Consider the following 20,785-nt stretch of genomic DNA (forward strand, 5'->3'; position numbering starts at 1 on the left):
AAATTGAGGGAATTTTAACAGTGCTGGCGAAGGATGCGCCTGTCTTTCGGCTGCTTCCAAGGAGCATGAGATCATGACCATCGACCGATCCTTGACGGGTCGCGAGCGGTTCTTCGATTCATCGGACGTGATCGTCACCAAGACCGACCTCAAGGGTCGGATCACCTATGCCAACCGCACGTTTCTCGACATCGCCAATCTCGATGTCCGCCACGCGCTCGACGCGCCGCACAGCCTGATCCGTCATCCCGAGATGCCGCGCGCGGTGTTCTGGCTGCTCTGGGAAACCATCCAGGCCGGCAAGGAGATCTTTGCCTATGTGCTGAACCGCGCGACCAACGGCGATCATTACTGGGTGTTCGCCCATGTGACGCCGAGCTTCGACGAGAAGGGCGCGATCATCGGCTATCACTCGAACCGCCGGCTGCCGCGCCGCGAGCCGATCGACAAGGTGATCAAGCCGATCTACGCCGAGCTGCTGGCGATCGAGAACGGCCATGCCAACCGCAAGGACGGCATGCGCGCCGCCGTCGCCGCCCTGACTGACAAATTGAAGAACGCCAAGGTTTCCTATGATGAATTTATTTTCTCGATTTAGCCCGATCCTGCTGGTCGTTCTCGCCGCTGCCTTCGGCCTGGCCGCGCTGCTCGCCGTGGTCCTCGGTTTTGCCGCCGCCGCCCTGATTCCGGCTGGCCTTGCCCTGGCGCTGCAGGTGCTGGCGCTGGTCGGCCTGGTCCGTGAGCGCCGCTTCATCGCAAAAGTGACCGAGATGCTGAAACGCCTGAAGGCCGGCGATTTCGAGGCCCGGGTTGCGCGTATCGAGGGCCAGTCGCCCATCGAGCTCCTGGCCTGGGAGGCCAATGACGTGATCGATCGCGCCGATGCCTTCGTGCGCGAAGCCACCGCGTCGCTGCAGGCGGTCAGCCGCAATGTCTATTATCGCCGGGTCGTCGAGACCGGCATGTCGGGCGCCTATAAGCACGGCGCCGAGGCGATCAACGCCGCGACCGGCGCGATGCAGGGCAAGATCCGCGACTTCGGCGCGGCGCGGGGCGTCTTCGAGCAGAACACCGCGCTGGTGGTCTCGGACCTCGCCGCGGTGACGCAGGAGATCGGCGCCTCGGCCAAGCAGCTGAACAGCGCGGCCGGCACGACGGCGGAGAGCACGGTCGCCGCGGTCGAAGCCAGCGGCGAGGCGCGCGGCAGCCTCGAAACGGTGGCGGCGGCGGCCGGCCAGCTCAACGCCTCGATCGGCGAGATCAATCGGCAGATCCATCGCTCGGCGGAGATCGCCCATGAGGCCAAGCGCGAGACCGACGAGGCCAGCCAGCGCACCGAAACCCTGATCAAGAGTGCCGAACGGGTGCGCCAGGTCGTGGCCCTGATCAAGGAGGTCGCCGACCAGACCAACCTGATTGCGCTCAATGCGACGATCGAGGCGGCGCGCGCCGGCGAGGCCGGCCGCGGCTTCGCCGTGGTTGCCAACGAGGTGAAGAACCTCGCTGGCCAGAGCGCCCGCGCCGCCGACGAGATCACCAGCCAGGTGAACGAGATCGAGAGCGGCGTCGGTGCCGTCTCGGGCGCGATCCGCGCCGCGTCCGGCGTGATCGCCGCCATGGACGAGGCGGCCGAGAGCATCGCCTCGGCCATGGAGGAGCAGAGCGCCGCGACCAAGGAGATCGCCCGCAACGTCGAGCAGGCCTTGGCCAACGCGACCACCGTCGCCGGCAGCATGGGCGGCGTCCAGCATGCGACCGAGGCGACCCGCACCGCGGCCGGCCGGCTCAGCCAGTCCAGCGCCGATCTCGAGAACCACAGCGGCCGGCTCTCGGGCTCGGTCGCCGATTTCCTGGGCGCGCTCAAGAAGGTAATCTGACCCGGGTTGCAATCGGGCGCAGCAGGCCGGGGGAGTCATGAGCAGCGAAACCCGTCGGATCACCTTTTCGTCGGAAGAGCTGGTCCAGGCGCTCAGCCGGCACCGCCGCGACGAGCGGCAACCGCTGCCGGAGAGCCGGATCCGCGGTTCCAAGGTCGAGAACGGCGAGGGCCCGGTGCCGCGCGTCACGTTGATTCTCGACCCGGCCGGCGGCGACGGAAACGCCGCGATAGAGTTCCGCGCGACCGAGGTGGCGGTCGCATTGATCAAGTTCTGCCGGCTGAAGCGGATTCCCTTGCCGCGCCGCGCCGAGAAATCCCTCGGCGTGGATCGCGGTCAGATTTCGCTGGTTCTTTATCTCGGCGAGCACTGAGCGGCGCCGCGCGCTATTCCGCGAGCGAATCGATCTCGTGCTGCAGGCTCTGGCGTTGCGCCGAGCCTTCGGGGATCAGCGCCAGCACCTTCAGCCACATTTCCTTGGCGGCCTTGGTGTCGCCCTCGGCGCGCGCCACCAACCCGCCGTAATAGAGGCCGAGTGGATTGTCCGGCGCCAGGGTGCGGATCCTGGTGACGGTCGCGGCGAAATCCGGCGGCAGGGTCTTCGAGAGATCGCTGCTGCCGCCGATCAGCGCATTGGCATAGTCGAGCTGGACGTCGAGCCGGGTCGGCGCCAGCGCCGCCGCCTTGGCCCAGGCGGCGCGCTCATCCTCGCGCTTGCCGAGCACGCCGTAGGCCTTGGCGAGGCGCAGCCAGCCGTCAAGGTCATCGGGCTCGCTCTTCAGGCGCTCGGCCAGCTTTGCCACCATGCTTTCGATGAAGGCCTGGCGCTCGCTGTCGGTCATCTGCGCCGCCGCGTCCATATCGGATTGGCTGGGGCCGCTTGGCTGCGGCGCCGCATTGGCTGCGGGACTGCGGCCGGGCAGAGTCGCCGGATCCTTGCCGAGCCCGCGGGCGACGCGGTCGATGTTCTGGGTGAGGTCGGCATGCCAGGGCATATCCGGCGGCAGGTCGCGCTCCAGCGCCAGCCAGTCGGTCAACGCGCCGGCGGCATCGCCGGATTGCTCTCTCGCCAGGCCCAGGAAGAAGCGCGCGATCGGATCGGTCGGGTCGGCGGCGAGCGCCGCGGTGAACGCCGCCTTCGCCTTGTCATCGACCCGCCCCTGCGCCGCCAGCACCAGGGCCGAGCCATAGCGCGCCTGCAGCTTCGGACCCTTGTCGCCCAGCGCCAGGGCCCTGGCGAAGGCGTTGGCGGCATCGCTCGGTCGCCGCGCTGCCATCAGGCCTTCTCCGAGCGCCTGCCAGGTGGCGGGATCGGTCGGGGCCTTCTCGACCGCCTGCTGCAGGGCCTGCAGCTCCGGCGAGGCGGCGACGGACTCGGCGAGGCCTTGCGCCGGCGAACCCGGCAGACCCGGCGAGCCCAGATGCAGATAGAGACCGAAGGCCGCCAAGGGCAGCACCACCGCCATGGCGATGATCAGCGCCGGCGCCGGCGCCTTGGCCGGCTGGAATTTCGGTGCGTCGGCGAGGGCGAGGATGCGGCGCTCGATCTCGATCTGCGCCGCGCGCGCCTGGGTCTCGTCAAGAATGCCGCGCGCCGCGTCGTGGTTGATCTCGGCCAGCTGGTCGCGATAGACCGCGAGCGCGAAGCTGCTGTCGTTCTTGAAGCGCCGGGAATCGAACAGCGGCCAGGCGAGGATCAGCGCCGCCGCCAGGGTCATCACGCCGAGGACGATCCAGAGCAGGATCATGACGCGTCCTCGCCCTTCAGCATATTCTGCACCCGGGCGCGCTCGCTCTCGCTCAAATCCGGCGGTGCCAGTCCGGCACCCGGTGCCGCGCCCGGTGCGGAGGGGGGGCTGCGCCCGCGCTGCAGCAGGATCACGCCCAGGCCGATCGCGACCAGGATGAAGGGCCCGCCCCAGAGCACCAGGGTCGAAGCCTTGAACGGCGGTTTCAGCAGCACGAAATCGCCATAGCGCGCGACCAGGAAATCGCGGATCTCATCGGGAGTCTTGCCGGCCGCCATCTGCTCGCGGATCACGTTGCGGAGCTGGGCCGCGATCTCGGCATCGGATTCGTCGATCGACTGGCTCTGGCAGACCACGCAGCGAATGTCGCGCATGAAGGCGCGGGCCTCCGCCTCCATCTTGGGGTCGGGCAGGGGCTGGTCGCGGGTCGGGTCCTGCGGACCCGCCTGCGCAAGTGCGGCGCCGAGCACGAAGCCAAGGACGGCGAGAAAGCGCAGCCAGGTCTTCATGGCTGCAGGCTCTTCAGCAAAGGCCCGATCTCGTCGCGGATGCGGTCCGGGTCGAGCGGCATCGGCAGGCGATAGCGCACGATGCCGTCCTTATCCAGGATGAAGGTCTCCGGCACGCCCATCAGGCCGAAGTCGAGGCCGGTGCGGCCGGTCTCGTCGAGGCCGATCTTGGCATAGGGACTGCCGAGCTCCTGGATATAGGCGGCGGTCGCCGAGGGCTTGTCCTTGAAGGCGATGCCGTAGACCGGCACGCCGTAGTCCTTACCCAGCGCGAAGAGCAGCGGATGCTCGGCCTTGCAGGGCAGGCACCAGGAGGCGAAGAAGTTGATCACCGTGACATGGCCGCGGACGTCGGCGGTTGCGAGTTTCGCCGCGGCGGGATCGAGCGGCGGCAGCTCGAATTGCGGTACCGGCTGGCCGATCAGCGCCGAGGGCAAAGCCGAAGGATTGCGGTCGGGCGCAAGCCCCCGCCAGGCCAGCCAGCCGAACGGGACCAGCAGCAGAATCGGCAATGCGTAAAGCAGGCGACGCAAGGTCATTCTCACTTAAGCTCCGGTCGCCTGTACGACGGGAAGACGGTTGGGCACGCCGACGCGATAGCGCCGGTCGGAGAGGGAGATGATCCCGCCCAGGGCCATCAGCAAGCCGCCGGTCCAGATCCAGGGCACCAGCGGCTGGTGATAGATGCGCACGGTCCAGGATTGCGGCCCGGTTCGGTCGCCGATCACCGCGTAGATGTCGCCGCGGATCGAGGATTCGATCGCGGCCTCGGTGGTCGGCATCTCCTGGACTTCGTATTGCCGGCGCTCTGGGTGCAAGGTGGTGTAGGGCTTGCCGTCGCGGCTGACGCTGAAGGTGCCGCGCTCGGCCAGGTAATTGGGCCCGCGGATCGGCTCGACGCCGTCGAAGCGATAGGTGTAGTCGCCGAGCGTCACCTCTTCGCCGAGCTGCATGGTCTTGACGCTCTCGCTCTTCCAGGCCGCCGAGCCCGTCATGCCGACGATCGCGACCGCGAGCCCGATATGGGCGAGGGTCATGCCATAGGCGCGGCGCGGCAGATGCTGTGCGCGATTCCAGTTCTCCCGCGGGTGGACGCGGAACAGCTTCACCCGTTCGATCCATTCGATGCAGGTGCCGACGAACAGCCAAACGCCGAGTGCGACCCCGAGCGGCGCCAGCCAGGAGCCGCCGACCTCGCGGTTGAGCGTATAACCCGCCGCGAACAGCGCCAGCACGCCGGCGACCGAGAGCCGCTGCAGCGCGCCGGCGAGATCGCCGCGCTTCCAGCCCAAGAGCGGCCCCACCGCCATCAGCAGCACCATCGGCACCATCAGCGGCACGAAGGTGACGATGTAATAGGGCCAACCGACCGAGACGGCGCTGCCGCCGATCACCGACATCGCCAGCGGATAGAGCGTGCCGAGCAGCACGGTGGCGGCGCCGACGGAGAGGAGCAGGTTGTTCAGCACCAGCGCGCCTTCGCGGCTGATCGGCGCGAACAAGCCACCGGCATTCAGATGCGGCGCGCGCCAGGCGAACAGCGCGAAGGAGCCGCCGAGCGCGACGCCGAGGATCATCAGGATGAAGAGGCCGCGGGCCGGATCCTGGGCGAAGGCATGGACCGAGGTGATGACGCCGGAGCGCACCAGGAAGGTGCCGAGCAGGCTGAAGCCGAAGGCGATGATCGCCAGGAGGATGGTCCAGACTTTCAGCCCATCGCGTTTCTCAACCACGGTCTGGCAGTGCAGCAGCGCCGTGCCGACCAGCCAGGGCATGAAGGAGGCGTTCTCGACCGGATCCCAGAACCACCAGCCGCCCCAGCCGAGCTCGTAGTAGGCCCAATGCGCGCCCAGCGCGATGCCGGCGGTCAAGGTGGTCCAGGCGAGCAGGGTCCACGGTCTTACCCACCTGGCCCAGGCGGCATCGACCCGGCCTTCGATCATCGCGGCGACGGCGAAGGAGAAGGTCATCGAGAAGCCGACATAGCCCAAATAGAGCATCGGCGGGTGCAGCGCGAGGCCGGGATCCTGCAGCAGCGGGTTGAGCTCCTGGCCCTCGAGCGGTGCCGGCGAAAGCCGGTCGAAGGGGTTGGAGGTGAACAGCATGAAGGCGAGGAAGGCGAAGCCGATCATGCCCTGCACCGAAAGCGCGCGTGCCTTCAGCCGCGGCGGCAGGTTCTCGCCGAACAGGGCCACCAGCGCGCCGAAGATCGCCAGGATCAGCACCCAGAGCAGCAGCGAGCCCTCGTGATTACCCCAGGCGGCGGCGATTTTATAGATCAGCGGCTGCTGGGAATGCGAATAGCGATAGACCGAGGCGACCGAGAAATCGGAGCGCACGAAGCAGATCACCAGCGCCAGGAAGGCGAAGCCGACGAAGCCCAACTGTGCAACCGCCGCCGGCCGCGCGAAGGACATCCAGGGCCTGAGGCCCCGCTGCGCGCCGACCATTGGCAATACGGACTGCGCCAGCGAGAGCGCGAAGGCGAGTACCAGGGCGTAATGGCCGAACTCGGCGATCATGGATTGGCCCCCGTGCTGTTGGTCTCTACGGCGGGCTGCTGCGCGCCGCTCGATGTGACGCCGTCCGGATGAGTCATCTCGCCTTCCTGCCAGCGGCCGGATTCCTTCAGGGCCTTGGCGACTTCCGGCGGCATGTATTTCTCGTCATGCTTGGCCAGCACTTCGGTGGCGGTGAATATGCCATCGACGCCATAGGCGCCCTCGACCACCACGCCCTGGCTCTCGCGGAACAGATCCGGCAGCACGCCGCGATAGGTGACTTCGACCGTGTTAGCGAGGTCGGTGACCTTGAAATGGATGGTCGAGCCGTCGCCGGAGCGATCGACACTGCCGGCCTCGACCAGGCCGCCCACGCGCACCATCCGGCCCGCGTCCGGCCGGTCGGCGGCGATGTCGGTCGGGCTGAAGAAATAGACGATCCGGCTCTGGAAGGCGAACAGCGCCAGGCCGACGGCGACGCCGAGCAGGCAGAGACTCGCCACCAGCAGATAGAGCCGCAGGGTCTTGCGCTTCATCCGCTGCTTCATTCTTCGTCCACGCCGTCTTGGTCATCGAGGACGCGCTCGGCCGCCTGCAGCCGGCGCCCGGAAAGCAGAAACAGCACCACCAGCAGCAGGGCGGCGATTCCGTAGCTCGGCCAGATGAAGGCGGCATAGCCGCCCATCGATAGATACTCGCTCATGTGCCGGTGCCTCCGGCCGTCCCGCCGGTCATCCCATCGGCCATCATCGTCGCCGGCGCGCGCGGTCGCGCGGTGGTGCGGCGATAGGCGAGGGTCCGCTGCCGCGCCTCCAGCAGCAGCGCCCGCATCCGCATGAAGGTGACCAGGAAGAAATAGCACTGGCAGGCCAGCGCCATGATCAGCAGCGGCCGCAGCATCGAGGCGTCGATCGACGGCCCGCCCATTTTGAGCACGCTGGCCGGCTGATGCAGCGTGTTCCACCAATCGACCGCGAATTTGATGATCGGCAGATCGATCAGGCCGACCACCGCCAGCACCGCGGCGACCCGTCGGCCGCGCTGCCGGTCGTCGAAGGCATTCAGCAGCGCGAGATGGCCGAGATAGAGAAAGAGCAGCAGCAGGAAGGAGGTGAGCCGCGCATCCCATGCCCAATAGGTGCCCCACATCGGCCGGCCCCAGAGCGAGCCGGAAACCAGCGCCACGAAGGTGAAGACGGCGCCGACCGGCGAGGCGGCCTCGGCGGCGACATCGGCCAGCGGGTGGCGCCAGATCAGCGCCGCGGCGGAGCTCAAGCCCACCCAGCCATAGGCGAACATGGCGATCCAGGCGGCGGGCACATGGATATACATGATCCGCACGGTGTCTTTTTGCTGGTAGTCCGGCGGCGAGGCGAAGAGCGCGAAATAGAGTCCCACGGCGAAGCTCAGCGCGGTCGCCGCGGCGAGCCAGGGCAGCAGCTTGCTGGCGAGGCGTAAGAACCTGCCGGGATTGGCAAATCGGTGAAAGGCAGATCCGGACATGGACCGGATTTATACAGCGATCGCGGCCCGGGCAACAGTGATCCGGGTCAAATGCCCGAGATCAATCCAAAAGGCGACGATCCGCCGCTGCGTCTCAGGCTACAGCCGCAAAAGAGAATCCCCTCCCCCAATCTTGGGGGAGGGGGAAAAGGGCGCGACCACCCGCCGACCGCATCTCACCAAGAGAAATCGGGCGCCACCCAGGGGTGGCGCCCGTTCCTTGCAGTTCTCGCCGTCTCGCCTGCCGAGGCAGACCAGACGTCAGGGCAATTACATGCCCTTGTTGTAGGTGCCGTGCGGGGCAACCATGACGTCAACGCGACGGTTCTCTTGGTTGTCCGTGTTATCCGGGCTGTCCTTCGGCTCGCCGACCGCGTCGGTCGCGACGGTGGCCGCCAGCGGAACGCCGGCCTTCTTGAGAGCTTCGACGGTCGAAGCGCAACGACGACGGGCCAGTTCCTTGTTGGCGCCGGTCGAGCCCTTCGTGTCGGTGTAGCAATCGATCTGGATGTGCGAGATCGGGTACTGGCTCAGGAAGTTGCCGACCTGAGCGAGCTTGCCGCCTTCTTCGGCGGTGATGCGCGAAGAACCGGTGGCGAAGTACACCGAAGCCTTCAGCGGGCCGACATCCTGCGGCACGTGGAGGGATTCGAGATAGGCGAGGCGGGCGCGGATCGGATCGAGGATCCGGTTCAGCGCGGCTTCGGCCTTCTTGCGATGGTCGAGCGCCTCTTCCGAGAGCTGCACGCCCTTCTTACGGAGCGGCAGGTTCGTGTAGAGGTACGGCGCATCGGCATCGAGGCTCGCCTTGATGTCAGACGCTTCGCGCGCCTTGTCCTCGGCTTCGACCAGGTTGTACAGGAAGTCCCCGAAGTCACCTTCGCGGGTCTGGTCGACGTTGGACTTGATGTTGGAGAGATCGGGCTCACGGTTCGGAGCCGCGCAGGCCGTCAAGGCCAACAGGCTGGAACCAAGCACAAGAAGCTTGAAATCGCGATTCATGGTTTAAGACCCCCTGGGACAATCTTCGGTCATAGGCGTTGCTGCGGAACGGCGTCAATGGCGCATTAACCGCTGCACGGCGCAAAGATAAGCCGATTCAAATGGCGGAATCCATGGGGATTCCAATTTTCTACAGCGCTATGTGACGGAAAGCACTCCACTGTGGCGCTTGAGCAACAGATCGTTGCAAATTTCCCAATTTGCGAAAATGTGATTGGGCCCAGTCCAAGGGTGGCTAGGGGGCGACCTCGCGCAAAGCAGCGGCGGTGGCCCAGGGGCAAAGCGCCAGGGCGGCGACGTCCAATCCCCCCAGAATCAGCCAATGCGCGCCGGCGCCGGCGCCGGTCAGGCTGGCATCCAGGCCCGCCGCGCCCAGGATCAGCGCCGGGACATAGAGCGGCATGACCAGGAAAGTCAGCAGCACGCCGCCGCGCCGGGCCCCCAGAGTCAAGGCGGCGCCCAGCCCGCCCAAGAGGCTTAGGATCGGGGTCGAAAGCGCCAGGGAGAGCAGCAGAGGAATATGTCCCTCGGGCGGGAGCTTCAGCATCATCGCCAAAACCGGCGCCGCTAGCAGCAGCGGCAGGCCGGTCAGCAGCCAATGGGACAGCGACTTGGCGACCGTCACCAGCTCCAGCGGCAAGGGCGAGAGCAGGATCTGGTCGAGGCTGCCGTCCTCGTGGTCGCTCTGGTAGAGCCGGTCGAGCGAAAGCAATGCGGCGAGCGCCGCCATCGCCAGCGCGACGCCGCCGGAGATCGACTTCAGCCGCTCGGGCTCCGGGCCGACCGCGAAGGGAAAGATGGCGCCCGCCACCAGGAAGAACAGCACCACCACCAGCGCATCGATGCCCTGGCGCAAGCCGAGCCGGAGATCGCGGCGGAGCAAGGCGACGAAGGCGCTCATGCGGCCAGCGCCAGTTGCTGCATGCCCGGCACCGGCAGCGTGTCATGGCTGGAGAAGATGACGATACCGCCGCTGTTGCGCGCCGCGGCGATCAGGCCGGCGAGACGTTCGATGCCATCGCTGTCGAGCGCCGCGGAAGGCTCGTCGAGCAGCCAGAGCGGTGCATCCGACAAGGCAAGCCGCGCCAGCGCCAGCCGCCGTCGTTGTCCCGCCGACAATTGCCGCGCCGGTGCCTCTGCAAGATGTCTGATGCCGAGCCGTTCGAGCGCCGGTTCCACGGCACCGGCCGCGATTTCCCAATAGGCGGCCCAGAAGCCGAGATTCTCCGCGACGGAAAGATGCGTCTTCACCGCGTCGAGATGGCCGAGATAGCGCTGCCGGGCGCGATGCGCGTCGCGGTCGCGCGCGATCGGCGCGCCGTCCCAGGCGAGCGCGCCCGCGACCGGCGGCAGCAATCCCGCCATCAGCCGGAGCAAGCTCGACTTGCCGCTGCCGTTGGGCCCGGAGAGCCAGAGCGCATCGCCCGGCTCGAGCGCGAAATCGACCGCCTCGAAGATCAGGGCCTCGCCCCGCCGGCAGCCCAGCGCATCACCTTGGAAGAGAGCCATCAGGAGGCAGGGAGTTTGCGGCACCCCCACCCAACCCTCCCCCAAAGATGGGGGAGGGCTTTGCGTGGTGCCTGCGTCTCCCTCCCCCGACTTCGGGGGAGGGCTTTGCGTGGTGCCTGCGTCTCCCTCCCCCGACTTCGGGGGTGGGTTGGGGTGGGGGTGCCCCGCAATGACTGCATGATGCGGAAACTCAAAATGTCGAATCGTGCCGCAACACTAACGTGCGCCGCAGACGATATCCAATTTGAGGAAAAGAAAGTGGGCCGACGCCGCGCCCCCAAGGGGATGGGGTGGGACGCGGCGTCGAACCCGTTCTGGGCTGCGTCGCTCGGGGGTAACACGACGCTGCCCGTCGGCCTCTTCCGGCAGGTCCCCCATGAATCGCAAAGGAGCAACTGCCGTCGGTCAGGGGCGCCCCAATCGGTGGGGGCAATGCGACGGTGGGCCGACACCGTCTCAAACAGAGGGGATGATCTCTGTCCGACGCGGACGGTCGCAACGCCCTGGGGCCGCAATAAGACCAGATTGCGGCGAAATTGTGATTTCGGCCCTGCAGCAGGTTGGGCTAGGCCGAGAATTTCCGTGGATTCTTAAAGGGATGCCGGCCTTCTCTGCAAAGCCACTCCCTGCTATCTCAATCGCGTGATATACGATCTTCCGACCCCGGCCGATCGGCATTTTCGCCGCCGATTCGCGTCCAACCCCCCTCTCCTCGGGCCCGGGTCCGGATTCCACCGCGCGCCGATGCCGGGGAAGGGCAGGCGCGACAGCATCGGAGACGAACGTGCCTGCCGCACTCAACAGCCTGAAGACCCGCAAAACCCTGAAGGTCGGGACCCGGTCCTATGACTATTTCAGCCTGAAGGCCGCCGAGAAGACGCTCGGGGACCTGAAGACCCTCCCCAATTCCATGAAGGTCCTGCTGGAGAACCTGCTGCGCTATGAAGACGGGCGCACGGTCACCATCGAGGACATCCGCGCGATCGGCGCCTGGCTCAAGCAGCGGAAGTCGGACCGCGAGATCGCCTACCGCCCGGCCCGGGTGCTGATGCAGGACTTCACCGGCGTTCCCGCCGTGGTCGATCTCGCGGCGATGCGCGAGGCGATGGTGAAGCTCGGCGGTGACCCCACCAAGATCAACCCATTGTCGCCGGTCGATCTCGTCATCGACCATTCGGTGATGGTGGACTTCTTCGCCGGACCCGGCGCCTTCAAGAAGAATGTCGAGCTGGAATACGAGCGCAACGGCGAGCGCTACGCGTTTCTCCGCTGGGGCTCGACCGCCTTCGACAATTTCCGCGTCGTCCCGCCGGGCACCGGCATCTGCCACCAGGTCAATCTCGAGAACCTTTCGCAGGTGGTCTGGACCGCGAAGGAGAAGGAAGCGCCGAAAGGGAAACGGCAGGCCACCATCGCCTATCCGGACACCTTGGTCGGCACCGACAGCCACACCACGATGGTGAACGGCATGGCCGTGCTGGGCTGGGGTGTCGGCGGCATCGAGGCGGAAGCCGCGATGCTCGGCCAGCCGGTCTCGATGCTGATCCCGGAAGTGGTCGGCTTCAAGCTGATGGGCAAGCTGCGCGAGGGTGCGACCGCCACCGACCTCGTGCTCACCGTCACCCAGATGCTGCGCAAGAAGGGCGTGGTCGGCAAGTTCGTGGAGTTCTACGGCGCCGGCCTCGACGACCTGCCCTTGGCCGATCGCGCGACCATCGCCAACATGGCGCCGGAATACGGCGCCACCTGCGGCTTCTTCCCGGTCGATGCCGAGACCATCCGCTTCCTCAAAGCCACCGGCCGCAAGGCCGATCGCATCGCGCTGGTCGAGAAGTATGCGAAGGCGCAGGGCATGTGGCGCGACAAGAAGACCCCGGATCCGGTCTTCACCGATTCACTCAGCCTCGATCTCGACACCGTGGAGCCGAGCCTCGCCGGGCCGAAGCGGCCGCAGGACCGCGTGCCGCTCTCCCAGGTCGCGACTTCGTTCAAGAGCGCGCTCACCGACACGTTCGGCCGCAAGGGCAATGAGAGCATGGTCTCGGTGCGCGGCGCCGATTACGAGCTCGGCGACGGCGCGGTCGTCATCGCCGCGATCACCAGCTGCACCAACACCTCCAACCCCAGCGTCATGCTGGGCGCCGGCCTGCTCGCGCGCAACGCCGTCGCCAAGGGGTTGAAGACCAAGCCCTGGGTCAAGACCTCGCTGGCCCCGGGTTCGCAGGTGGTCACCGACTATCTGAAGAATGCCGGCGTCAACACCGCGCTCGACAAATTGGGGTTCAACCTGGTCGGCTATGGCTGCACCACCTGCATCGGCAATTCCGGCCCGGTGCCGGACCCGATCGCCGATGCCATTGCGAAAGGCGACCTGGTCGCCGGCGCGGTGCTCTCGGGCAACCGCAACTTCGAAGGCCGCGTCAATCCCGCCTGCAAGGCGAATTATCTCGCCTCGCCGATGCTGGTCGTCGCCTATGCCATCGCCGGCAGCCTCAAGGTCGACATCACCAAGGATCCCCTGGGCTACGACAAGAAGGGCCAGCCGATCTACCTGAAGGACATCTGGCCGAGCAGCAAGGAGATCGCCGACGCGGTCGCGAAGTTCGTGAAGCCGTCCGATTTCAAGAAGCGCTATGCCGACGTCTTCAAGGGCGACGCCAACTGGCGCAAGGTCAAGACCACCAAGGGCATGACCTATGGCTGGGATGCGAAGTCGACCTATGTCGCCAACCCGCCCTATTTCACGCACCTGACCAAGGAAGTCGGCGCCGCGGCGGGCGACATCACCGGCGCGCGGCCGCTGGCGATCCTGGGCGATTCGATCACCACCGACCACATCAGCCCGGCGGGCTCGATCAAGAAGGACGGGCCCGCCGGCCAGTACCTGATCAAGCACGGCGTCGATACCAAGGACTTCAACTCCTATGGCGCGCGGCGCGGCAATCACGAGGTGATGATGCGCGGCACCTTCGCCAACATCCGGCTGAAGAACGAGATGGTGCCGGGCACCGAAGGCGGCATCACCAAGCTGCAGCCCTCCGGCGAAGTCATGTCGATCTACGACGCCTCGATGAAGTACCAGGCGCAGAAGGTGCCGCTGGTGATCATCGCCGGCAAGGAATACGGCACCGGCTCGTCGCGCGACTGGGCGGCCAAGGGCACCGTGCTCTTGGGCGTGAAGGCGGTCATCACCGAGAGCTTCGAGCGCATCCACCGCTCGAACCTGGTCGGCATGGGCGTGCTGCCCCTGCAGTTCCAGGGCGACATGACGCGCAAGTCGCTCAACCTCGACGGCACCGAGACCTTCGACTTGACCGGCATTGCCGGCGGCATCAAGCCGCGCATGGATGTCAAGGTGAAGCTCCGCCGCGCCAACGGCCAGACCCAGGACTTCACCGTCACCTGCCGCATCGACACCGCGGACGAGGTCGAATACTTCAAGAACGGCGGCATCCTGCCCTACGTGCTGCGCAGCCTGGCGAAAAGCGCGGCGGCGTAACGGAGCGCGTGACTCGCACCCCCCACCCCGGCCCTCCCCCTGAAGGGGGAGGGAGAAGAGGGCAGACGCGCTGCAATCCCCCTCCCCCTTCAGGGGGAGGGTAGGGGTGGGGGGACGAATCGCGTGATCGACAACATCGTCATCCGCCCACCGCTCCCGGCCGATCATCTCGAGATCGCGGCGCTGATCCAGAACCTGATCCCGCGCTATCTATCGCGCGAGGTGACGCCGGAAGGCGTCGCCATCCTCCGCGCCCAGGCGCAACCCGGCCCGGTCGGCGCGCGCCTGAACGGCATCGCCGATCCCACCTGGTCGCCGGCCTTGGTCGCCGCGACCGGCAGCCGCGTCATCGGCTTCGGCGCGGTGCGCGGCGGAACGCATATCACCCAGCTCCATGTCGCCGAGGACTGGCACGGCCGCGGCGTCGGCGCGCGGCTGGTGCGCGGCCTGATCGAGGCGGTGCAGCAACGGCATCCCGCGGCTGAGACCGTGACGCTGGGCGCCGTGCCCGGCGCGCTCACCGCCTATCTCAGGATGGGCTTCGTGCCGGTCAGGCCCCGCTGGCGCTGGCGCGGCATCGTCGGCCAGCCGATGCAGATTCGGGTCTCGAATTTGATCCACCGCAAAGCGCCGCGCCCCGCGATTCGGCAAAAGAGCCGCGGCAGATAACCACGCGCAAGAAGTCGGGGGCTGCCGTCGAAAAGCGGGGGCACCGGCGCGCGAGTCCAGGGCGCAGCGCCGGTCGCCGCGCTGCTTCAGTGCCGAAAGTGGCGAATGCCGGTGAACACCATGGCGAGCCCGGCATCGTCCGCCGCCTTGATCACATCGTCGTCGCGCATCGAGCCGCCGGGCTGGATCACCGCCGTGGCGCCCGCTTCCGCCGCCGCCAGCAAGCCGTCGGCGAAGGGGAAGAAGGCGTCTGACGCCACCACCGAGCCTTTGGCCCAGCTTGTCGCATCGCCCGCGGTCTTCGCCGCCTCCGCGGCCTTCCACGCCGCGATCCGCGAGGAATCGACCCGGCTCATCTGCCCGGCGCCGACGCCGACCGTGGCGCCGTCCTTCGCATAGACGATCGCATTCGACTTCGCGTGCTTCGCCACTTTGAAGGCGAACAGCAGGTCGGCGATCTCCTGCGCGCTCGGCGCGCGCTTGGTCACGACCTTGAGATCGCCGGCGCCGGTCTTCTTCGCGTCGTTGGTCTGCACCAGCAATGCGCCGGCGATGCTGCGCACCGTCAGCCCCGCCGTCGCGGGAGAGGGCATGCCGCCGGTCTCGACCAGGCGCAGGTTCTTCTTGGCACCCAGCACGCTGATCGCTTCCGGCGTGAAGCCCGGCGCGATGATCACTTCGGAGAAGATCTTCGCAATCTCCTCGGCGACCGCGCCGTCCAGCACCCGGTTGGCGGCGATGATGCCGCCGAAGGCCGAGACCGGGTCGCAGGCCAGCGCCCGCAAATAGGCGCTCTTCAAATCGGCGCCGGTCGCGACGCCGCAGGGATTGGCGTGCTTGATGATGGCGATGGCGGCGCCTTCATCAAACTCGGCGACCAGCTCGAAGGCCGCATCGGCATCGTTGAAGTTGTTGTAGGAGAGCTCCTTGCCCTGCAGCTGCTTGCCGAGCGCGATCCCCGGCCGCTGCTCGCCGGTGAGATAGACCGCCGCCTCCTGGTGCGGGTTCTCGCCGTAGCGCAGCACCTGGCTGCGCGTGCCGGCGAAGGAAATCCGCGGCGGGAACTTTTCTTCCGCCTGTTCCGCCATCCAGCGCGAGATCGCGGCATCATAGGCCGCTGTCCGCGCATAAGCCTGGCGGGCCAGGCGACAGCGCGTCTCCAATTTCGTGGCGCCCTTTCGTGCCGTCATCTCCTCGACCACCACCGCATAATCGGCGGGATCGACCAGCACGGTCACGAAGTCATGGTTCTTCGCCGCGCCGCGGATCAGCGCCGGGCCGCCGATGTCGATATTCTCGATGCAGTCTTCCCAGGGCTTGCCCGCCGCGACCGTCGCCTCGAACGGATAGAGATTGACCACCAGCAGGTCGATGTCGGCGATCCCATGGGTCTTCTGCGCCTCGACATGGGTCGCGAGATCGCGCCGCGACAACAGCCCGCCATGGATCTTCGGATGCAGCGTCTTCACCCGCCCGTCCATGATCTCGGGAAAGCCGGTATGCGCGGAAACGTCGATGACCGGAATGCCGGCCTTGCGCAAAGCCTCGGCGGAACCGCCGGTCGAGAGAATCTCGACGCCCTGGCCGGAGAGGAACTTCGCGAAATCGGTGAGGCCGGATTTGTCGGAAACGGAGATCAATGCACGGCGGATCGGTCGGTCGGTTGTCATCGCTCTCTATGCTTTGCTTGAAACTGTTGTCACGCACCCCCACCCCGGCCCTCCCCCTGTCCGCGAATGCGGACATTCGTCCGCGGGAGGGGGAGGGAGAAGGAGGCAGGCTCGATTGAAACTCCCTCCCCCTTCAGGGGGAGGGTAGGGGTGGGGGGACGAAACACCGCGCACTGGAGACAACTCACCGCCGCCCCCCTTCGCGCTGGATCAGCCATTTCACTTCTGTCTTGTCGCTCTCGATCGTACCCAAGACCACCAATTGCTGCGTGCGCCGCACCTTGCCGCCGGCGCCGATCGCGGCGCTCTCGGCCAGCGCGAGTTCGCCGCCCTGCACCCGCATCCGCCAGAACGAGCCTTTGGCGAGCTTCAGCAGCGCCGCCTGGCCGTTCTGGGTGATCGAGACCTGGACGCCCGGATGGAGATGGAATCGCAGCGCAAAGGAATTGCCGCCCTTCCCGACCAGCTGGTCCTCGCCCATGAAGTCCTCGCCATTGGCGGAGAGATAGAGCCGCCGGCGGTGGATGAGGCCGAAGCCTTCCTCATAGCCGTTATGCGAGAGGTCGAGCCAGATCTGGCCGTTGGTCTCCTCGCGCCGCGAGGTCACGATATCGGGCTTCAGCGCGATTCCGCCCATCCGGATCCCGCCGCCGAAGGCCTTCTTCGGCGGCAGCAGCATCGACGAGTTCACGTTGTCCACGATCAGGGTCGAATGCGCCGCCGAGGTGCGCTGCACCTGCTGCCACTCCTTGGACCAGGGATGGGCGCCGCAATTGACGATCAGCGGATCGCCGTCGATCGACATCTCGAAGGCAAGCGTTCCCGCATGCGCATGAGTGTCGAGCCCGTGCCGCGGCGGCGCCCCGCAATCGACCAGCACCAGGGTGCGCGCGCATTCCATGCGCTGGAAGCCGGTCAGCGGCAGCTGGTTGAGCGGCCGCAGCTTGCCGCCGGACCGGCGCAGCGCCGCTTCGACCAGCCTGGAATCGATCTCCGCCGTGTCGTTGAAACGCGCGAGCTGGCCGTCGCCGTGGCAGAGCATCAGCACCACCGAGGCCATGGTCTCGATGGTGATCTGCAGGCTGTCCGGCAGCGGCCGCCGCGCCGCGGCGAAGACGTCGCGCAAGTCGATCAGGCGAATGAGCAGCTCCAGCATCAGCTGCGGGCTGCGCTCGACATGGCCGCCATCGGCCAGCAATTGCCGCGGCAATTCGCGGCCGAACAGCTTGCGGCCCTTGACCAGCAGACGCTCGCCGCGCGGCAGCATGAGACCGGCGAGCATCAGCGCGATCACCGCTTCCAGCAAAGCCGCGCCATAAAGCCCGTCGGGTAAGGCGCGCGCCAGGTGCGCGGCCTGGCGATAGAGGCTGCCCATCAGCAGCGCCCGGAATCCCGGATCGGCAGAGCCTGCATCATCCGTCGTCGCGAGCGTGCCGCAGTTCAGGAGCAGGTTCCGCAAGCGCGCCGCCAAGATGTCGCCGCGCCAGCTGTCCTCGCGGTAGCGCAGGTTCTCGCCGAGCCAGCGCCGCGTCAGCTCGACCGCGACGGCTTGCGGTGCATGGGCGGCCCTGAGATCGTTCAGCCAGTCGAAGCGGTCGATGCCCTCGCGCCAGGCCGCGGTGGCGCCGGTCGGCCGGCTCAAGGGCCGCGGCTCGCGGATGGTCTCGCCGGCGAAGCGGAACTCGCCGGCGAGCATGGCCTGGCCGGCTTGTGAATCGGCTGGCCAAGGCGTCGAGAACGGCGCCGCGTCGAAGGCGGTGAGGAAGTCACCCGGACCGACCCGTCCTAGAGAAAGCCGATAAGGCCCGCTGCGATAAAGCGGCTGCAGGATCTTGCGCCGCGCCTGGGAGAGGATCAGCCCGGCCGGCTCCGCGAACATCATCTGCAGCCGCGGCCAGACCAGATGCGGCCGCTGGTTGCCGGGGCGCGTGCCGTGCCGCTGGGCGCCGGCACGATGAATTGCGGCGCGTTCGGCGTCGTTCGGCTCAGGGTTTGCTTCGCGGGTGAGACCGTCGGCCACCCGGGGCCTCACGTCCTGAGGCGTGCGATGTTCTCGGCGTAGCGGGCCGATCCGCCCTGGAAACTCGCCGTGCCGGCCACCAGCACATCGGCGCCGGCCTTGATCGCCGCGGGCGCGGTGTCGGCGGCGATCCCGCCATCGACCTCGAGATCGATCGGCCGCCCGTTCTGGGATTCCGAAACGGCTTCGATCTTGCGCCGGAGTGCGGCGATCTTGTCCAGCGCCTGCGGAATGAACTTCTGCCCGCCGAAACCCGGATTGACGCTCATCACCAGCACCAGATCCACGTTCGGCAGCAGGTAATCGACGACATCGACCGGCGTCCCGGGATTGAGCGAGATTCCCGCCTTCTTGCCCAGCGACTTGATCAGCTGCACGGTGCGATGGGCATGCGGCCCGGCCTCGGGGTGGAAGGTGATGATGTCCGCACCCGCCGCCGCGAATTCCGGCACGTAAGGGTCGACCGGCGAAATCATCAGGTGGACGTCGAAGACCTTGTTGCTGTGGGGCCGGAGCGCCTTCACCACCATCGGGCCGATGGTGAGGTTGGGCACGAAATGCCCGTCCATGACATCGACGTGAATGTAATCCGCCCCGGCGGCATCGATCGCCTCCACCTCCGCGCCCAGGCGGGCGAAATCGGCGGACAGAATTGAAGGGGCAATTCTGGTCGGCTGTTGCATGGCTGGGAGGATTACCAGCGCCGTCCCGGCCTGTCACGGGGCATTCTGGACGCCAGATTTGGCGCGGATTCCCGCGATTTTCCGGGGTGGATTGTCGGGAGACATTTCCCGAGTCGACGCCGTCACGGCCCGCTTGTGGAAAAATCATTGGACCGGCCTGCCAAAAGGCGGGCCAATGGCGTATATCCGGTCAACACCCCAACAGCCCCGTCCGCATGAACGCCGCCTTCCTCGCTTCCGTCACCCAGACGCTCGACACGATCCGCGCCGACGGCTTCTGGAAAGCCGAGCGCAAGATCGCCACGCCGCAGGATTCCCACATCACGCTCGAGGACGGGACCAAGGTCCTCAACTTCTGCGCCAACAATTATCTCGGCCTCGCCGACGACCCACGCCTGATCGCGGCGGCCAAGCGGGGCCTCGACGCGCACGGCTTCGGCATGGCCTCGGTGCGCTTCATCTGCGGGACCCAGACCCTGCACAAGGAGCTCGAGGCGAAACTCTCGCGCTTCCTCGGCACCGAGGACACGATCCTCTACGGCAGCTGCTTCGACGCCAACGGCGGTCTCTTCGAGACCCTGCTCGGCGAGGAGGACGCGGTCATCTCCGATGCGCTCAATCACGCCAGCATCATCGACGGCGTGCGGCTCTGCAAGGCCAAGCGCTTCCGCTACGCCAACAACGACATGGCGGCGCTGGAGAAGGAATTGCAGGCGGCCGATGCCGCCGGCGCCCGCTTCAAGATGATCGCGACCGACGGCGTCTTCTCGATGGACGGTATCATCGCGAACCTGCAGGGCATCTGCGACCTCGCCGAGAAATACCAGGCGATCGTCATGGTGGACGACAGCCATGCCGTCGGCTTCGTCGGCGCGAACGGCCGCGGCTCGCCGGAGCTCTGCGGTGTTGCCGATCGCGTCGATATCTACACCGGCACGCTCGGCAAGGCCTTGGGCGGCGCCTCCGGCGGCTACACTTCCGCCCGGCAGCCGGTGGTCGATCTCCTGCGCCAGCGCTCGCGGCCCTATCTCTTCTCCAACAGCCTCGCGCCCAACATTGCGGCGGCTTCGCTGGCCGTGCTCGATTTGCTGGGATCGAAGGAAGGCGCGGATTTGCGCAGGAAGCTCGCCGCCAACGGCGAGCGGTTCCGCGGCGCAATGTCCAAGCTCGGCTTTACCCTCGCGGGTGCCGGTCATCCGATCATCCCGGTGATGCTGGGCGAGGCCAAGCTCGCGACCCAGATGGCCGACGCGCTGCTGAAGGAAGGGATCTACGTGATCGGCTTCAGCTTCCCGGTCGTCCCCAAGGGCCAGGCCCGCATCAGGACGCAGATGAGTGCCGCCCACAGCACCGAAGACATCGACCGCGCCGTCGCCGCGTTTGCCAAGGTCGGCAAGCAGATGGGCGCGATTCGGTGAAGAACTCGAAGCTCATCAATTCTCGGTCGTCATCCCAAGGCTTGGCCTTGGGATCCATATGTGGACGGCCCCCGTGTTGCAAGATAGGGCGGCTTTGAATCGGATCGATTGCGTCCATATGTCCGGCCTGTTTGGTGCGGTCGCGATTGACCGCTGGCCGAGATGGCGTCCGCGACG

The 20,785-nt window shown here is 66.9% G+C and carries 19 protein-coding genes; 6 read left to right on the forward strand and 13 right to left on the reverse strand.

Annotated elements, in window-relative coordinates; all coding sequences use genetic code 11:
- Positions 1-73: 73 nt before the first annotated feature.
- From ACH2CY_RS03190 to ACH2CY_RS03200, 3 genes are read left to right on the forward strand one after another with little or no spacing between them, the layout of a single operon-like run.
- The gene (locus tag ACH2CY_RS03190; protein ID WP_395015846.1) at positions 74-598 is read left to right on the forward strand and encodes a PAS domain-containing protein; all 525 of its coding nucleotides are present in this window, start codon (positions 74-76) and stop codon (positions 596-598) included.
- A complete protein-coding gene (locus ACH2CY_RS03195) occupies positions 576-1,877 on the forward strand; it encodes a methyl-accepting chemotaxis protein (protein ID WP_395015849.1) in 1,302 nt (433 codons plus the stop codon). Before ACH2CY_RS03190 ends, ACH2CY_RS03195 begins: the two co-directional genes overlap by 23 nt.
- Before the next feature lie 37 nt (positions 1,878-1,914).
- The gene (locus tag ACH2CY_RS03200) at positions 1,915-2,250 is read left to right on the forward strand and encodes a hypothetical protein (protein WP_395015851.1); all 336 of its coding nucleotides are present in this window, start codon (positions 1,915-1,917) and stop codon (positions 2,248-2,250) included.
- 13 nt (positions 2,251-2,263) lie between these two features.
- On the opposite strand, the gene ccmI is transcribed toward ACH2CY_RS03200, so the two are convergent.
- The 10 genes from ccmI to ccmA form a co-directional block, all read right to left on the reverse strand.
- Positions 2,264-3,625, reverse strand: a complete 1,362-nt coding sequence (ccmI, locus tag ACH2CY_RS03205; RefSeq protein WP_395015854.1) for a c-type cytochrome biogenesis protein CcmI — start codon at positions 3,623-3,625, stop codon at positions 2,264-2,266.
- The gene (locus tag ACH2CY_RS03210; protein WP_395015855.1) at positions 3,622-4,134 is read right to left on the reverse strand and encodes a cytochrome c-type biogenesis protein CcmH; all 513 of its coding nucleotides are present in this window, start codon (positions 4,132-4,134) and stop codon (positions 3,622-3,624) included. The genes ccmI and ACH2CY_RS03210 overlap by 4 nt, the downstream gene beginning before the upstream one ends.
- On the reverse strand, positions 4,131-4,673 hold the full coding sequence (locus tag ACH2CY_RS03215; protein ID WP_395015858.1) for a DsbE family thiol:disulfide interchange protein: 543 nt from the start codon (positions 4,671-4,673) through the stop codon (positions 4,131-4,133). Before ACH2CY_RS03215 ends, ACH2CY_RS03210 begins: the two co-directional genes overlap by 4 nt.
- A 6-nt stretch (positions 4,674-4,679) precedes the next feature.
- Positions 4,680-6,656, reverse strand: coding sequence for a heme lyase CcmF/NrfE family subunit (locus ACH2CY_RS03220; RefSeq protein WP_395015860.1), 1,977 nt, complete (start codon positions 6,654-6,656; stop codon positions 4,680-4,682).
- Entirely contained in the window at positions 6,653-7,171 is a 519-nt protein-coding gene (gene ccmE / locus ACH2CY_RS03225) for a cytochrome c maturation protein CcmE (RefSeq protein WP_395015861.1), read from the reverse strand. The genes ACH2CY_RS03220 and ccmE overlap by 4 nt, the downstream gene beginning before the upstream one ends.
- Positions 7,172-7,179: 8 nt before the next feature.
- A complete protein-coding gene (gene ccmD / locus ACH2CY_RS03230; protein ID WP_395015862.1) occupies positions 7,180-7,338 on the reverse strand; it encodes a heme exporter protein CcmD in 159 nt (52 codons plus the stop codon).
- Entirely contained in the window at positions 7,335-8,138 is an 804-nt protein-coding gene (locus tag ACH2CY_RS03235; protein ID WP_395015864.1) for a heme ABC transporter permease, read from the reverse strand. Before ACH2CY_RS03235 ends, ccmD begins: the two co-directional genes overlap by 4 nt.
- Before the next feature lie 270 nt (positions 8,139-8,408).
- Positions 8,409-9,140, reverse strand: coding sequence for an OmpA family protein (locus tag ACH2CY_RS03240; protein WP_395015866.1), 732 nt, complete (start codon positions 9,138-9,140; stop codon positions 8,409-8,411).
- Positions 9,141-9,375: 235 nt separating this feature from the next.
- On the reverse strand, positions 9,376-10,041 hold the full coding sequence (ccmB, locus tag ACH2CY_RS03245; RefSeq protein WP_395015868.1) for a heme exporter protein CcmB: 666 nt from the start codon (positions 10,039-10,041) through the stop codon (positions 9,376-9,378).
- Positions 10,038-10,649 (reverse strand): heme ABC exporter ATP-binding protein CcmA, encoded by a 612-nt coding sequence (gene ccmA, locus ACH2CY_RS03250; protein ID WP_395015869.1) that lies wholly within the window; start codon positions 10,647-10,649, stop codon positions 10,038-10,040. Before ccmA ends, ccmB begins: the two co-directional genes overlap by 4 nt.
- 784 nt (positions 10,650-11,433) lie before the next feature.
- On the opposite strand from ccmA, the gene acnA reads away from it, so the two are divergent.
- Positions 11,434-14,148, forward strand: a complete 2,715-nt coding sequence (gene acnA, locus ACH2CY_RS03255; protein WP_395015871.1) for an aconitate hydratase AcnA — start codon at positions 11,434-11,436, stop codon at positions 14,146-14,148.
- 123 nt (positions 14,149-14,271) lie between these two features.
- Positions 14,272-14,817, forward strand: coding sequence for a GNAT family N-acetyltransferase (locus ACH2CY_RS03260; RefSeq protein ID WP_395015874.1), 546 nt, complete (start codon positions 14,272-14,274; stop codon positions 14,815-14,817).
- Between the two features lie 86 nt (positions 14,818-14,903).
- Here ACH2CY_RS03260 and purH read toward each other — a convergent pair whose 3' ends face one another.
- The 3 genes from purH to rpe form a co-directional block, all read right to left on the reverse strand.
- Complete coding sequence (gene purH, locus ACH2CY_RS03265; protein ID WP_395015875.1) at positions 14,904-16,487, reverse strand: bifunctional phosphoribosylaminoimidazolecarboxamide formyltransferase/IMP cyclohydrolase; 1,584 nt, start codon at positions 16,485-16,487, stop codon at positions 14,904-14,906.
- 184 nt (positions 16,488-16,671) lie between these two features.
- On the reverse strand, positions 16,672-18,507 hold the full coding sequence (locus ACH2CY_RS03270; RefSeq protein WP_395015878.1) for a heparinase II/III family protein: 1,836 nt from the start codon (positions 18,505-18,507) through the stop codon (positions 16,672-16,674).
- Positions 18,508-18,515: 8 nt separating this feature from the next.
- On the reverse strand, positions 18,516-19,190 hold the full coding sequence (gene rpe, locus ACH2CY_RS03275) for a ribulose-phosphate 3-epimerase (RefSeq protein ID WP_395015880.1): 675 nt from the start codon (positions 19,188-19,190) through the stop codon (positions 18,516-18,518).
- Positions 19,191-19,405: 215 nt separating this feature from the next.
- Here rpe and ACH2CY_RS03280 point away from each other — a divergent pair, with 215 nt between their 5' ends.
- The gene (locus tag ACH2CY_RS03280) at positions 19,406-20,608 is read left to right on the forward strand and encodes a glycine C-acetyltransferase (protein ID WP_395015881.1); all 1,203 of its coding nucleotides are present in this window, start codon (positions 19,406-19,408) and stop codon (positions 20,606-20,608) included.
- The last annotated feature ends 177 nt before the right edge of the window (positions 20,609-20,785 follow it).

The sequence above is a fragment of the Dongia sp. genome (assembly GCF_041905885.1).
In the GTDB taxonomy this organism is placed as follows: Bacteria; Pseudomonadota; Alphaproteobacteria; order Dongiales; family Dongiaceae; genus Dongia.